The 14,006-nt window shown below is 39.4% G+C and carries 18 protein-coding genes and 3 pseudogenes; 3 read left to right on the forward strand and 18 right to left on the reverse strand.

Features of this window, described 5'->3' with window-relative positions; translation table 11 throughout:
• From HT678_RS07405 to HT678_RS07445, 10 genes are all read right to left on the reverse strand, one after another.
• Positions 1–486 (reverse strand): PTS sugar transporter subunit IIA, encoded by a 486-nt coding sequence (locus HT678_RS07405; protein WP_001049927.1) that lies wholly within the window; start codon positions 484–486, stop codon positions 1–3.
• Positions 487–561: 75 nt separating this feature from the next.
• The gene (locus HT678_RS07410; RefSeq protein WP_000241469.1) at positions 562–843 is read right to left on the reverse strand and encodes a PTS sugar transporter subunit IIB; all 282 of its coding nucleotides are present in this window, start codon (positions 841–843) and stop codon (positions 562–564) included.
• Between the two features lie 22 nt (positions 844–865).
• Positions 866–2,323 (reverse strand): PTS ascorbate transporter subunit IIC, encoded by a 1,458-nt coding sequence (locus tag HT678_RS07415; RefSeq protein ID WP_050261053.1) that lies wholly within the window; start codon positions 2,321–2,323, stop codon positions 866–868.
• A 130-nt stretch (positions 2,324–2,453) separates the two neighbouring features.
• On the reverse strand, positions 2,454–3,077 hold the full coding sequence (locus tag HT678_RS07420) for a ribonuclease P (protein ID WP_172924805.1): 624 nt from the start codon (positions 3,075–3,077) through the stop codon (positions 2,454–2,456).
• 50 nt (positions 3,078–3,127) lie between these two features.
• A complete protein-coding gene (gene jag / locus HT678_RS07425) occupies positions 3,128–4,114 on the reverse strand; it encodes an RNA-binding cell elongation regulator Jag/EloR (RefSeq protein WP_000260001.1) in 987 nt (328 codons plus the stop codon).
• Between the two features lie 17 nt (positions 4,115–4,131).
• Complete coding sequence (locus HT678_RS07430) at positions 4,132–4,956, reverse strand: membrane protein insertase YidC (RefSeq protein WP_345890411.1); 825 nt, start codon at positions 4,954–4,956, stop codon at positions 4,132–4,134.
• On the reverse strand, positions 4,931–5,302 hold the full coding sequence (gene rnpA, locus HT678_RS07435; RefSeq protein ID WP_000739245.1) for a ribonuclease P protein component: 372 nt from the start codon (positions 5,300–5,302) through the stop codon (positions 4,931–4,933). Before rnpA ends, HT678_RS07430 begins: the two co-directional genes overlap by 26 nt.
• Positions 5,303–5,318: 16 nt before the next feature.
• Positions 5,319–5,450, reverse strand: coding sequence for a hypothetical protein (locus HT678_RS11770; RefSeq protein WP_000768904.1), 132 nt, complete (start codon positions 5,448–5,450; stop codon positions 5,319–5,321).
• A complete protein-coding gene (locus HT678_RS07440; RefSeq protein WP_172924792.1) occupies positions 5,451–6,641 on the reverse strand; it encodes an acetate kinase in 1,191 nt (396 codons plus the stop codon).
• A 49-nt stretch (positions 6,642–6,690) separates the two neighbouring features.
• Positions 6,691–7,644 (reverse strand): class I SAM-dependent methyltransferase, encoded by a 954-nt coding sequence (locus tag HT678_RS07445; protein ID WP_172924793.1) that lies wholly within the window; start codon positions 7,642–7,644, stop codon positions 6,691–6,693.
• Between the two features lie 347 nt (positions 7,645–7,991).
• Between HT678_RS07445 and HT678_RS07450 the strand changes: the two are divergent.
• From HT678_RS07450 to HT678_RS07460, 3 genes and pseudogenes are all read left to right on the forward strand, one after another.
• Positions 7,992–8,688 (forward strand): annotated as a pseudogene (locus HT678_RS07450) (IS5 family transposase); the annotation flags it as partial.
• A 102-nt stretch (positions 8,689–8,790) separates the two neighbouring features.
• Positions 8,791–8,898, forward strand: a pseudogene (locus HT678_RS07455) (IS5/IS1182 family transposase); the annotation flags it as partial.
• 149 nt (positions 8,899–9,047) lie between these two features.
• Positions 9,048–9,524, forward strand: coding sequence for a GNAT family N-acetyltransferase (locus HT678_RS07460; RefSeq protein WP_000777684.1), 477 nt, complete (start codon positions 9,048–9,050; stop codon positions 9,522–9,524).
• 579 nt (positions 9,525–10,103) lie between these two features.
• Here the strand turns inward: HT678_RS07460 and HT678_RS07465 are convergent.
• The 8 genes and pseudogenes from HT678_RS07465 to comGA all read right to left on the reverse strand — a co-directional run.
• A pseudogene (locus HT678_RS07465) lies at positions 10,104–10,229 on the reverse strand (SAM-dependent methyltransferase); the annotation flags it as partial.
• Between the two features lie 32 nt (positions 10,230–10,261).
• Positions 10,262–10,675 (reverse strand): competence type IV pilus minor pilin ComGG, encoded by a 414-nt coding sequence (gene comGG, locus HT678_RS07470; RefSeq protein WP_000265633.1) that lies wholly within the window; start codon positions 10,673–10,675, stop codon positions 10,262–10,264.
• Entirely contained in the window at positions 10,653–11,114 is a 462-nt protein-coding gene (gene comGF / locus HT678_RS07475; protein ID WP_000250513.1) for a competence type IV pilus minor pilin ComGF, read from the reverse strand. The genes comGG and comGF overlap by 23 nt, the downstream gene beginning before the upstream one ends.
• Positions 11,077–11,379, reverse strand: a complete 303-nt coding sequence (comGE, locus tag HT678_RS07480) for a competence type IV pilus minor pilin ComGE (protein ID WP_000413380.1) — start codon at positions 11,377–11,379, stop codon at positions 11,077–11,079. The genes comGF and comGE overlap by 38 nt, the downstream gene beginning before the upstream one ends.
• Complete coding sequence (gene comGD, locus HT678_RS07485; protein ID WP_007284894.1) at positions 11,342–11,776, reverse strand: competence type IV pilus minor pilin ComGD; 435 nt, start codon at positions 11,774–11,776, stop codon at positions 11,342–11,344. Before comGD ends, comGE begins: the two co-directional genes overlap by 38 nt.
• The gene (gene comGC, locus HT678_RS07490; RefSeq protein ID WP_000738649.1) at positions 11,739–12,062 is read right to left on the reverse strand and encodes a competence type IV pilus major pilin ComGC; all 324 of its coding nucleotides are present in this window, start codon (positions 12,060–12,062) and stop codon (positions 11,739–11,741) included. The genes comGD and comGC overlap by 38 nt, the downstream gene beginning before the upstream one ends.
• A gap of 1 nt (position 12,063) precedes the next feature.
• Positions 12,064–13,080 carry a competence type IV pilus assembly protein ComGB gene (comGB, locus tag HT678_RS07495; RefSeq protein ID WP_079230797.1) on the reverse strand — a complete coding sequence of 339 codons (1,017 nt, stop codon included), beginning with the start codon at positions 13,078–13,080 and terminating at the stop codon, positions 12,064–12,066.
• Positions 13,028–13,969: a competence type IV pilus ATPase ComGA gene (comGA, locus tag HT678_RS07500; RefSeq protein WP_000249547.1), complete on the reverse strand. Its 942-nt coding sequence runs from the start codon at positions 13,967–13,969 to the stop codon at positions 13,028–13,030. The genes comGB and comGA overlap by 53 nt, the downstream gene beginning before the upstream one ends.
• Positions 13,970–14,006: the final 37 nt, after the last annotated feature.

A 14,006-nucleotide genomic window follows, 5' to 3' on the forward strand; every position in this document is an offset into this window, starting at 1 on the left:
CTAACTTTCCAAGTCCAATCCTTCGAGATAAGGGCTATCCTTAGATTCTTCAATCATAGCCAAGACATCTTCTTTAGTCTGGCAAGCCTGTAAACGTGCAATAGAATCGTCTAATTCAAACAGGGCAATAATTTGTGGAATGGCTACACTTGTGTGAATTTTTGAGCTTGTTGCTGCCAGTGCCAACAAAACAGATACCTCTTTCCCATCTGAAAATACAACAGGATTTTGTAAGGTAATCAATGAAAAGGCATCACTTTGCACACCAGCTTCAGGTCTAGCATGGGGCATAGCCATACCTGGCATCAAGATATAGTAAGGCCCATACTCTTCAGTCGATTCAATGATAGCATCGTAATACTCTGGCAAAATTGCCCCACTTTCAATTAAGGGATCTACTGCTACCTTGACTGCTTCTTTCCAATCGTTAGCCTCTAAACCTAGTCGGATCGAGTCATTGTCAATTAAAGCTTGTTTTAAATTCATATCTGCCTCCTTTATTTAAGAGGGAGAAGGACAGAAACGATAACTCTCAGTTTCTGTCCAGCCCCCTCCAACCTTTTACTGTAGTGCTTGACTGAGTTTTTCGGTGATTTCTTTATCATCCATCAAGTTATCAAGCCCAATTAACTTCCCATTAGTTCGCCCTTCCAATTCTTGAATCAAATGAAGAGAAGCGATTACGATGTCATATCCTACTGCTAAACCTTTAGCTTCACCGACACTGCATGAATTGACTGTAAAATCTGTTTGATTAAGCTTACGGAGAGCATTTTCAACCTTCATCTTGATAACCATTGATGAACCCATTCCATTTCCGCACGCTGCTAATACTTTAACCATTTTATTTCTCCTTTTCTAGATACTAAGCTTCTTCTTGAACTTCACCGTTGTAATATTTCTCTTTATCTTTTGCTTTGGCAAATTGAAGTTGAGGAATAACAAGCAAGAAGAGACACACAAGTACATAACCAACAATAGCAAGGTATTTGAAGATATATCCAAATCCAAGCCATGGGAATTCAAAGTCGATATTTCCATGGTAGCCACCATAAGATGCCAAATCGAGAAGAGCCACACAAAGAGCTCCTAGAGCAACTTGAAGGACACCTGATATAAAGGAAAGGATAACAGCCGCTTTCCATCCGCCGCGTTTATCAGCGTAGACCGCAATGGCTGCATTGTCAAAGAACACTGGTACAAATCCTGTAATAATAAGAATCGGATTTTTAAAGACGATGAGCAAGACAATTGTAATCAATTGACCAATCAAACCAAAGGTAAATCCTGACAAGACAGCATTTGGAGAACCAAATCCATAAGAAGCTGCAACGTCAACCGCTGGGAATGAACCTGGCAACAATTTGTTTGAAATACCTTGGAAGGCGTTTGTCAACTCAGATACGAACATTCGGACACCTTGCATCAAAACGAACAGGTAAACTGAGAAGGTAAAGGCTGTTTGGATAATGTACATAAAGAAATCTTGTTTAGCAGGATTGAATAGAGTTCCTGAAGTGATGACTTCTTTATTAGACATAATGTCTGGACCCAAGATTAAAAGAATGACTCCGAAGAATACGAGCATCAAGGTAGCAGATGCAACAACTGTATCGTGGAAGATTGAGAGGAACTTAGGTAATTTAAGATTGTCTAAACTTTCTTCTTTCTTACCAAAGCGTCCTGCTACTTTATCTACAAACCAGATTGCAAATTGCTGTTGGTGACCAATCGCAAATCCGCCACCACCAGTCAAGCGTTGAGTTGCCTCAACAGTCATATTTGAACTAACTGCCCAGTAAAGTCCACAGATGATACCAATCGCTGCTGTACCGTAAGCATTGCGCAATTGTGGTACTAAGAATAGAATCATAAGAGATACTGTTGCAGCTTGTTGTACCATGATGTGACCAGTAATAAAGAGGGTTCTTACCTTCGTAATCTTTCGAAGAGCTACGAGCAAGATATTTATTCCGAAACCAATCAATAGAGCTGTAGTTGCAGTTCCAACAAAATCTGGAAACTCTGCTGCAATTTTGTTGTTTGCTGCAGCAAGTCCAAAGTAAGGGTCGATAACCGCTGCACCAATTTGGAATTTGTAGTTAAGAGCTGCTAAGATTGGACGAAAGGTTGTAACCAAACCACCAGCACCCACGTTAAGCAACATATACCCTACTGTTGCTTTAACAAACCCTGAAAAAACGTCATGGGCAGGTTTTTTCAAAAGTGCATATCCTATCAACACCAATAAACCTACGAAAAATGCGGGATTCTGCAAAATATTGCTAGAAAACCAATTTAGAACACTTGAAACGACTTCCATAATTGTTCTCCTTTTGAATTGTTTTTGTAAGTTTATTATATAATGCGAAAGCGCAAACAAAAAGACCAAGAATTACACAGCGGACTGTTCACTCTTGGACTGTATGATTTATGATGTTTTACAAATTATCTTATTTTCTCGTAGCTAGATAATAGGGAAGAATTTTAGAATAAGACTTCAATAAGCCTTCTACGATTTCTTCTTCAGACGACTTTTCTGTCATAGAAACATCTGCCTTAACTAGCACTTTTCGGATTTCTTGACTGCCTATCTTCTCGACTAAAGTGCGACGCTTTTCTTCGTTCGCCTCCCACCGTTGACTTTGGCCATCAGAGTAGGCTAGATAATAAATTCCTTTAACGGTTGGAATGTCTAAAATCTTGGCCTGTTTCTCTAAAGTTTGCTCATCCTTCTTACGTTCGATGAAACTGACTTCCAAAGAAATTCCAAAGTCAGTAGATGTCCCATACAAACGTAAGGCCATCATAGGTTCTGTCACTTGTCCGTCTCTCTGTAGATAAACCCAAAAATGTGGTCTCAAACGCTGGGCCTGATTCATCCACTGACTAGTCTGTTGGAGTTGCCATTCTGGATGGCTTGCTTGAAAGGCTTTGGCCAGTTCTGTAAAAGCCTTTCGTGCCTCTTGGCCTTTATAGCGCAATTCCAGCATCTTCTCTCGCTCTGCTCCCGCTTTATCAGGATTACGGTACTGCAAACCAGCAAAGTCTAAATAATCTCTTATCTTATTCAGCATCCGTTTCATCTCCTCTAGCTAGCAAAAAATCAGGATAAACCTGATTTTACTTATTCTGTATCTACAACGACATAGCGATTGGGCTCGTCACCCTCAGAGTAACTAGTCACGCCATCCATACGTGAAATAATACGGTGGATAATCTTGCGTTCGCTATTTGACATGGGATCTGTTTGATGACTGCGGCCTTCTTCTAAAACACGAGTCGCCAATTTTTGCGCATAGGTCTGCAAGACTTCTGCACGGTGTTCAACATAATCATTGACATTGATTGTAATATAGAAGGTTCTTGAATAGCTATTATAAAGATAATTTTGAGCCAACAGTTGCAAGGACTTCAAGACTTTACCATGGTAACCGATAATACGACCTGGTTCGTTGGTGTTAATTTGTAGATTGATGCTACGACGGTTATAGTCATTTGAAATCGTCGCCTCAACGTCCATGTCATCCACAATCGCTTGAACATAGGCAGTCACATCCGTAGCCACCTGGGCAATATCAAAGCTCGGTTCAACTTTCAAGCCCATCTCTGTCAAGTCTTGATTTTCAGTCTGGTCTTGCTCAGTTTCAAGGTCATCAGCGCCCGTTTCTTCCCTCATCGCTTCCTCGATTTGAAGTTCATTTAAAATCTCAATGTGACCAGTTTCTTCTAAGATAGTGCTGGCATGTCTTTCATGTTTTAAGATTTCAGCCTTGACTTCATCAGAAATACCTTGGCCTTCTTCCTCAATCTTTTTAATTGCCTCTACAACATGACCCAAATCAACGGTCGCTTCACTAACTGTTTTAACAGGCTCATTCAAATCATTGATTTGTTTTGGAACTCCCTTTACAGCTTGTTGATTTGCTTTGACAACAGTCGTTTCACTAATCGCTTCAATATGCACTTGGGCTGGTTTTTTACCAAATAAACCAAGAAAGCCTTTTTTCTCCCTAGAAATGACTTTAATATGTGCCTTCTTCCTTGGAATATCTAATTCTTTCAATCCTTTCTGGATTGCTTCTTCAACAGTTGAACCTGTAAATACTACCATTACCAGATTCCTCCTTATTATTTCGTTTTCTGAGCCTTTTTCTTGGCTTTTCTTTTTCTATTTTCCAAATCTTTCTGTGCCTGTACTACAGCCTCGCGCTCTGCGATAATCTTGAATGGATTGTTCAAGAAATAGGTTTGCAAGACTTGGTAAGCATTGGACACTGTCCAGTATAGGGCGACTCCACCTGGCGCATAAACTGCAAAGATAAAAATCAAGACTGGAATCCCATACATCATCGCTGTCGTAGCTCCATTACGCTCAGACAAGGCTTTATTAGACAACCAAGTACTTAAAAAGGTGAATACTGCTGCTAAAATCGGAAGAACAAGGGTTGTATCTACACCACCAAGGTTAATCCATAAGAAATGACCTGTCTTTAAAAAGTCAACTCTTGATAGGGCTTGGAACAGGGCCAAAATAACCGGCATCTGAATCAAAATCGGCCAAAGAGAGTCTGACTGTCTGACACCCATTTCTTTAAATACTTTACGCATTTCCTGCTCTAGTTTGGTTCTGCTTTCCATATCTCGACCTGGATATTGTTCTCGAAGCGCCTTAATGCGTGGCTGAGCTTCCTGCATTTTCCTAGAAGCCACCATTTGCACCTGAAAGACTGGCAAGAGGACTGTACGAATCAAGACCGTAAAGAGAATAATCCCCACTCCGATACTAATATCAAACGATAAAAAGCGAATGATTTCCGCAAAGAAGTAAACCAATTTACTCCAAAAATCAGCCGAATCGGCTGTAATATCACTAGTTGTCCCATTTGTTGTACAGGCTGCCATGATCAATAGAGACAATCCTAGCAAACTAGTCAACTGTAGTTTCTTTTTCACTCCCATTTCCTTCCTGGTAAATCTTTGATAATTTTAATACATGGAGTAGATTTTTCTCCATCTCTGCGTATCCCAAGGTTTCAACCCCTTTTCGAGCAATGACAACAAAGTCGACATCTTCTACCAGACTCCCTTTTGCATTCTGGATAATATGTCGGATTCGTCTCTTGATTTGATTTCTAGTGACCGCATTCCCCAGCTTTTTGCTAACTGATAGACCTACTCGAAAATGGTTTTTCTGGTTTTCTAGTTGGTAGACGACAAATTTGCGATTGGCAAAACTTGTCCCCTCCTTGAAAATCGCCTTAAAATCTTTCTCTCTTTTTACACGAAAGTTTTTCTTCAAAACTCAACTCCATCTATTAAATTACTACTATTATACCATATTTTTCAAAAAAGCCAATCATAGCAAGGTTTTGGACAATTTCATCAGAAAAAGAAGCTGGAAAAATAACTTTCCCAACTCCTTGTATTGAATATTTTTTTAGTTTCACTTATTTTTTCAAGCGTTCAACATCACGGGCAATGACTAATTCTTCATCTGTTGGAATAACCAAGACACGGATCTTCGCTGCATCTGTTGAGATGTCTCCTGTCACACCAAAGATATTCTTTTCATCATCAACATCACAACCAAACCACGAAATTCCTGAGATTACATCATGACGGAAATTTTCTGCATTTTCACCAACACCTGCTGTGAAAACAATGGCATCTGCTCCATTTAGTACTGCAAGGTACTGACCGATATGTTTTTGAATACGGTCAACATACATTTCATAAGCCAAGCTAGCGTCGTGATTCCCTTCTGCTACAGCAGCTTCTATGTCACGCATATCGCTAGAATTAGCAGAAACTCCCAAAAGACCCGATTCACGATTAAGAACACTACTGATATCTTCTGGTGTATTAAAATCCTCTGTATATTGCATTAAATAAGGAATGATAGCTGGATCAATGTCCCCTGTACGCGTTCCCATCATAATACCACCCAGAGGAGTGAAGCCCATAGAAGTATCAACAGATTTGCCGGCTTGCACAGCTGTAATTGAGCCTCCGTTACCAATATGACAGGTAATCAACTTCAAGTCTTCTAATGGACGTCCCAAGAGTTTTGCAGCTTCTCCTGCTACAAACTGGTGACTTGTACCATGAGCACCGTATTTACGAACCTTGTTTTCTGTGTAATATTTTGTTGGTAGAGGGTAGCGATAAGCTTTCTCTGGCATACTTACGTGGAAGGAAGTATCAAAAACAACTACACTGGTAATGTCTGGCAACAATTCCTTGAAGGCACGAACACCTGCTGCATTGGCTGGATTGTGGAGAGGAGCCAACAAGCTCAACTCTTCAACTTTTTCTAAAACATCCCCCTCAACAACTGTTGATTCTTTGAAATATTCTCCACCCGCAACAACACGGTGTCCAACACCTGTAATCTCATCATAAGCCTTGATAATATCGAAACGAATCAAGTCATCCAATAAGATTTTAACAGCTTGTGTGTGATTTTCGATATCTAAAATTTGTTGTTCAGAACGGCCATCAAATTTTACAGTTGAAATTGAATCTTTCAAACCGATACGTTCAATCAAGCCTTTCGCCAATACTTTTTCTTCTGGCATTAAGTATAATTGCCATTTTAAACTTGAACTTCCTGCATTTATTGCGATTGTTTTTGTCATTATCAATTACCTCTTTTAAGCGTTTTCAACTATTATAACAAAATCTATTTTATATTTCAGTACCTTTGCTCCAATTTTGAAAATTTTCTTTGAATTTCATTAAAATGCTTGCATCTTGCAAGCTAGCAAGTGGATACACAAAAGGCTCTACTGCTATTTCATTTTTCTTCTGTAAGATAAAAATAGTCTTAGATTGGTTGACATTGGCAAAGAGATTTTCAGGCAGACTAATCATAGCAACCAGACTCGCCTCTTCTTTCAGCCACCCTTTTAACAAATCACTTTGAGGGCTGGTCAACAAATCACTCGGAGCTAGAAAAATAGCGTATCCGTCTAACTTGAGATACTTAAGCCCTTGTTCCATGAGCAAGTGATGGGCGTAAGTATATTCTTGGCTAGAAGCAACTTGATGACGCGACGCAACGGCATCATCAGGATAATAGCCGACCGGCAAGTCGCTGATGACCACATCGCTTTCTTTGAGCATTTGTGGACGAACGGCATCTCCTTGGACAAAGCCAGCCTGCAATCCGATCACGTCTGCCATGCTAGCTGCCAAATCAATCAGCAAATCATCCACTTCCATTCCCAAGTAATCCACCTTTTTATCAAGCGAGGTCAAGAAAGTAGCGCCCAGAATTCCCATGCCAGAACCCATTTCGAGGATAGTGATTTCTTCCTCTGTAAACAACTCTTCCACAATAAATACCAAAAGCAAGGCAATAGCATCTGGCGTAAACTGGTGATTAGCCTGCAGGGGCTCTGTCTGCCCAGCCTTCATAAAGAGAAACTGGTAGGTCTTGAGCCATTCTTCTTTGAGAAGCGCTAAGCGTTTAAGAACCTGATTGTTGTCTTTGACCTGATTTAGCTCAGTTTCACCGTCCAGATAGATGCTATTTTGCTCCACCAAGGCGTCATAAAAGTTGGTCGTCAAATCATTTTGGATGACTTGGACATTCTCTAGTAAATAGGTATAAGCTTGTTCAATTTTTTCAAAATCCATATTCCTATCTTACCAAATTTCCCTTCTTTTTTCCATCCTTATAGAAAATCCTATATGAAAGAGTATAAATGACAAGTTGGGCATCTAAATCTGACAGCAAAAGTTTCGTTGAATTTATTTCTATTGACTCTTGGCAGGGATGTTTATTCCGACAAATGGTCATAGAAATATAGCCGCCCAACTTCCCTAGAGAAAAAACGAAGCATGAATTGACTTACTATTTTTACAGAGTTTTCCAAGTGTTATACTAAGTTTCCATTTATATCTTTTCCCATTTTCCCAACAAAATTTTAAAGAGTTTTTATTTATTAGACTTCCTGCGAAACAAAACATGGTATAGTAGTTCTATGAATTATGAAGCAAGTAAACAACTAACTGATGCACGATTCAAGCGTCTTGTTGGTGTTCAGCGCACCACTTTTGAAGAGATGTTAGCTGTATTGAAAACAGCTTATCAAGGTAAACACGCAAAAGGGGGACGAAAACCTAAACTAAGCCTAGAAGACCTTCTTATGGCGACTTCAATATGTGCGAGAATATCGAACTTATGAACAAATTGCGGCTGATTTTGGTATCCACGAAAGCAACTTAACCCATCGGAGTCAATGGGTTGAAGTAACTCTTGTTCAAAGTGGTTTTACGATTTCAAGACCTCCTCTCAGTTCTGAGGACACGGTAATGATTGATGCGACGGAAGTAAAAATCCATCGCCTTAAAAAACAATTAGCGAATGATTCTGGTAAAAAGAAATGCCACGCTATGAAGGCTCAAGCGATTGTCACAAGTCAAGGGAGAATTGTTTCTTTGGAGATCACTGTGAACTATTGTCATGATATGAAGTTGTTCAAAATGAGTCGCAGAAATATCGGACAAGCTGGTAAAATCTTGTCTGACAGTGGTTATCAAGGGCTCATGAAGCTATATCCTCAAGCACAAACTCCACGTAAATCCAGCAAACTCAAGCCGCTAACAGCTGAAGAGAAAGCCTGTAACCATGCGCTATCTAAGGAGAGAATCAAGGTTGAGAATATTTTTGACAGAGTATAGTAGATTGAAACTAGAATAGTACACCTCTACTTCTAAAACATTGTTAGAAATCGATTTGACTGTCTTGATCGATTTGTCCTGTTCTTATTTCATTTCACTATAAAAACGTTTAAAATGTTTTCAACAACCTATCGAAATCATCGTAAACGCTTCGGATTACGAATGAATTTGATTGCTGGTATTATCAATCATGAACTAGGATTCTAGTTTTGCAGGAAGTCTAATAATGAAAATAAAGGACTAAAGTAATAACTCTAAATATATCTGATTTTTATAGGACATTTCATAAAAAAATCTACATACCTAGAGTCCTATTTAGTTATGTATCTTACATAAAGAGAAAGGAATTAATTATCATGAAATTATCTTTGTATAGTGAAGTTGACCATTACCATTCTTTAAGTTCTTATTCTTTAAATGATATTACACATACTGATACCCCAAAAAATATTATTGAAAAGTCTAAAAAAGATAAGTATAGATACCCAATAGTAATACTTAATAAAGAACATAAAGTAATTGGATTTTTTTGCCTACACCTAAACACTGGTCCTAAAGAGTATGGCTATTATCAAAATGATTATGCGCTTATTAGAGGATTTTCTATTGATGATAATTTCAGAAATCAAGGATATGGTTCTAATGCTCTGAATAAAATATTTGAATTCATAGACTCAACTTTAAAATTAGAAATTAACCATATTGTATTGGCTGTAAATGAAAAAAATATATTGGCTCAAAAAGCATATAGAAATTCAGGTTTTTTTGTTGTGAAGAAAGATTTAGAAGGAAAAAAGGGGAAATTAATTATTATGGAGAAAAGCAGAAACTAGTATCATTTCTAGTTTCTGCTTTTCACTAAGTCTGCTATAAATTTAGTATTCTAGCTTATTTGCATATTTTGAGAGGAATAATCTATATACTAAACTTTTATGTTTATAATTCATTCCTTTCGTTTCACTCAAGGCACAAGACAGAATGAAAAAGTGGTGTGCTCTTTATTTTGTTTTATAATAATAGTGAGAAAGTCTATCACTACTACAAATCACGTGGAGGTGAATAAGTGAGTGATACAGCCACTACCTCGCATATTTATAGGTGTCATTCTTTCCATCAAGCACAAGAACTGTGACTAGGAGAACGTAAACTTATAATTGAATAAGCGAATCGTTTGTGAAAAGGAAAGAATAGTCAAGGGATAGGCAGACTCAAATTTGGTAAAGGGAGACTCCTCATGTTAAAAGCCAAATTTCAATTTAAAAAATTTTAAAATTTGTTTCGCATTTACTACTCCTTGCATTTATATTGGATTGATTAACAGAACCTTTCGCGATGTTCCTTAGCAACTTCTTTGTACTAGGAAAATTTAAAAATTCGGATAGGTATCTACCCCGATTATTCACAAAAAAAGCATCCAAAATTTCTTTGTCTGATAGAAGATCAATCTGTTTCTCGACTGCTTGACAAACCAAGTTTGCAAGGAAGATATTTTTAGGGGAATCAAAAGTTTCTGCTTTGTGGTTAAAATCATGTCTCATATTTTTAGTTTAGCACAAAGTAGCTTGATTGGCTAGGAATTCTCTTTCTTTTCAACCTTCTCTTCTGATTTTTTCTTCTCTGCTTGATTACTTGAATCAGTCACTACCTCTTCCTTTTTCTCTGTTTTCTCTTCTTTGATTTTGACTGAAGGAAACAGAAACTCATATTGACTCTTCGGCGTACGAACCCTTGTCACCAAGCTTGTTTTCTTATTTTGATAGCTCACCTGACCCAGATTAAAGGTCTGTTCCCCACTTTCTTGCTCAACCTTATCTTTGGCTCGATTGGCCATGGCAAAAGCGACCAGCTTTTCTTTATTTAAAGCGTAGTCTTGATAGTGGGCGACTTGTCGGTTCAAGTAAAATTGTAACAAAAGACTAAAGATGGCTGCCATGGTGACTGCATAGAGGAGAACACCTGCCTTAACTTTTTTCTTTTTCCACACGATAGATGAACTCCCTTTCTAAGCCTTTTTGGAATTGAAAACGAAAGCGAACCACTTGATTCTCCTCTGTAATCTGCGCAGATTTGAGACCATAAACCATAGGCTGATAGCCTCGACCACTAGAATCTGTTTTACGAAAATCATCTGATCTGGACTTGCCAATGGCTATGTCCTTGCCATCTTGCTTCATATAGAGACGATTGCCCTCCACTTTTTCGAACTGCGAACGGTCTAATTCTGCTTCCAACTGGTCCACAAACAAGAGCCACTCTTTTTGCTCGCTCTGTTGCTGGTAGCGAACTTCTGAAATGAGAAGCTGACTCATGGCTTGAAAGAGGAGTAAGCTTCCACTGATGACAATGAGGGCAATCAGGGATTCTAATAAGGTAAAAGCCTTGACCTTATGGCTCTTTGATAGCCAACAACTGTTCTGAACCATGGTAGACCTCCAATCCCTTTTCACTAGAAAACACCTGAATCTCAACTCCGTTTATGTTTACCTGATTTTGACCTGTCTGCAAGGCCATCTTAGCTACCCTCAAGACTTCTTCCTTTTGCAAGATTTTTGCTTCCTCTTGCCTATTTTTTTGAATTTGTCCCAAAAGGAGGGTCGCAATGCTGGCAAAGATAGCTAGAGCGACTACTGCTTCCAGTAAAATCACTGCCCTAATTTTTTGTTTCCTTAATGCGTTTAATTTTTCCATTTCCTAGATATAATTGATAGCGAATCGCTCCTTTACTGGTCTGAAATTCAACCTTAGCTAAGGACGAATTGCCCCCAGCTCGGTCAAATGTAATACTTTGGCCTGATGGTGCCTGAATTCCTTTAGGAACTGTCAAGTTTTGACTGCCATTGCTAATGGTCTGCCCATCTAAGTTCAGACTAGTCTTTTGTTGACTAGCTACACTGCGTTTTTGGGTTTCCCGATAGAGTTCTTCAAACTCCATAAAGAAAATCTGTTCCTCTACCGCCGCAAAAGTGGACTGGACAGAGCCTGACAAGCCCAAGGCAAGGATACTCACAAGTCCCAAAACCAAGAGACTTTCAAGCATGGTAAAGGCCTTAATCCGCGACCGTTTGAGTCTTATTTTGTTTTGCATGATATTCTTTATAAGCTTTAGCTTGCTCTTCTGTGATGCGATCATCTGCTTGTAATTTGCTTAGAGTAGCCTCTTCATTTTTATTCAAACTATAAAGCTCTGCCTGACTTTCCACCACCTTAACAACAGCAGCTTTTCCTTTGTCGTTGACTGCTTCTTTTTGCTTGGTCAAATTAGGTACAAAAAGCAAGAGAAGTACGCTGATGATGAGCAAGACCACCAACATCTCCACAAGTGTGAAAGCTTTAACCTTAGCTTTTTTCAAGAATGTCATCATTTTTTTCATTTTAAAAATTCACCTCCATATTTTGATACATGGGCATGAGCATTGCCGCATAAAGTAAAACGATAATCAGTGCCACAAAGATAAAAACCAGTGGCTGCACCAAATTCATGGTGCGGTTGACTCGGGTAAAAAAGGCTTCCCAAGTTTTTTCAGCATAGATTTCCAACTCACTACCCAGCTTGGACTTGACTTCCCCATACTCGATGATGAGACTCAACTCCTTCTTAAAGAAAGGATAGGTTCCTATCGTCTGAGAAAATTCTCGGCCATTTTGCAGGGCTTGAGCCAGGTCTTGACCGATTTCTTTAAAGAGCTGGGAACCTTGTTCCTGCATCATTTGAAAAATCTGCGTCAGCTCCATTCCCTGCGAAATCATATTCCCCCATTCACGCGCATAATAGGCTGTCAGATAGGTCTGCACAAAAATTCCAAGAAAGGGAAGGCGTGCTAAGATAGAAAAGACTCGCATCTTAGAACTTCTTTTATAAAAAGTTAGCGCTAAAAGGGCAAGTATGGAAACAAAACCTACCATTCCTAGAAAAATTTGTGGGAGATTGCCAATAATGTAGGTGGCAATATTGCTACTATCCAGTTGTGGTAGTAGGTAGTTCCGTAGTCCCAGCATGATTAAGAGAAGAAATCCCAGCAAAATCAAAGGATAAGTCGCTACTTCAATTAATTTTTTCTTGACCTTGGCCAGATTGTCTAGATATTCTTCTATCTTTCCCAAACTCAGGTGGAGATTTCCATGGACTTCCGCTAGGGATAACTGAGTGACAATAGCGCTTGAAAAGCCCAAACTAGCCATCATTTCTGAGAATGATTTCCCCTGAGACAAGCCCGTGCGCATCTGGGTCACGCACTGCTTATCCAACAAAGCACTCCTATCTAAAAAGGAGATGGTCTCCACCAGATGAAAACCGCTGGAAAAGAGATTGTTAAACAAGGTGATGATATTTTTTTGCTTAGCTGTAGCTAATTTTTTCCGTTTCAGCCTGAAGACTTGTGATATGTCCATCTTTAAGAAGCTGGTCAATCTGTTCATTCCACTTGGCTGCTTGGTGTTCTTGATAATCTCTGCTTGCAAAGTCAACGATTCCTCCTCCCCCGATTAATCTCTGGTAGCAGACTCCTTGCAGAACAACTGCCAATTCTTCTTCACTCACACCCAACTCCAGCAGACGCTCATAAACACCTCGGATACTCTTGGCGTGAATGGTTGAAAAAACTGTTGCACCTGTCAAACTAGCTCTGACCACTGCACGCGCCGTCTCGCTGTCCCGAATTTCTCCGATAATCAAGAGATCTGGTCGATGACGCAAGGAAAGTTTGATTAGATTTTCATAGGTTAGGCCGATTGCTTCGTTCAACTGCAACTGAAGCATGTCGTCCTGCTTGATTTCGACAGGATCTTCGATGGACATAACTTGCTGTCCTTTAAAGAGTGACTTGGACAATTCATGCATCAGGGTCGTCTTACCACTCCCAACCGGGCCAGCAAAAAGATAGAGTCCCCGTTGCCTGTACTGCTTGCCTAATTCTTCAATATCCTGAAACCAAAAATGCAAGTCCTGCTCTTCATCGTGCAACAAGCGAATGACTAAACTCTCATGCCCTCGATAATCGCCTACGGTAGATAAACGTAGGGACGCCATCTTCTGGTCATATTCATAGTCACAGGAACCGAGTTGACTACGTCGCTTTTCTCCCACATTCATACCCGCCACAAACTTAAAGTGACTGATGACGGCCGCAAATTTTTCGAAGTTATAACAGCCAATTTTACAGCGCTCGTCTCCTACCCTCATATGAAGCTCATAGGCATCTAACTTAGGGACAAAATAAATATCTTGCGCTCCTTTTTTCCGGGCCGAACGAATGATTTCTTGTGCAATTTCTTGAACCATACCTACCTCCTCACCTATACTATTCGCAAAGATTTGG

It is taken from the genome of Streptococcus sp. 3167, assembly GCF_013277175.1.
In the GTDB taxonomy this organism is placed as follows: Bacteria; Bacillota; Bacilli; order Lactobacillales; family Streptococcaceae; genus Streptococcus; species Streptococcus pseudopneumoniae.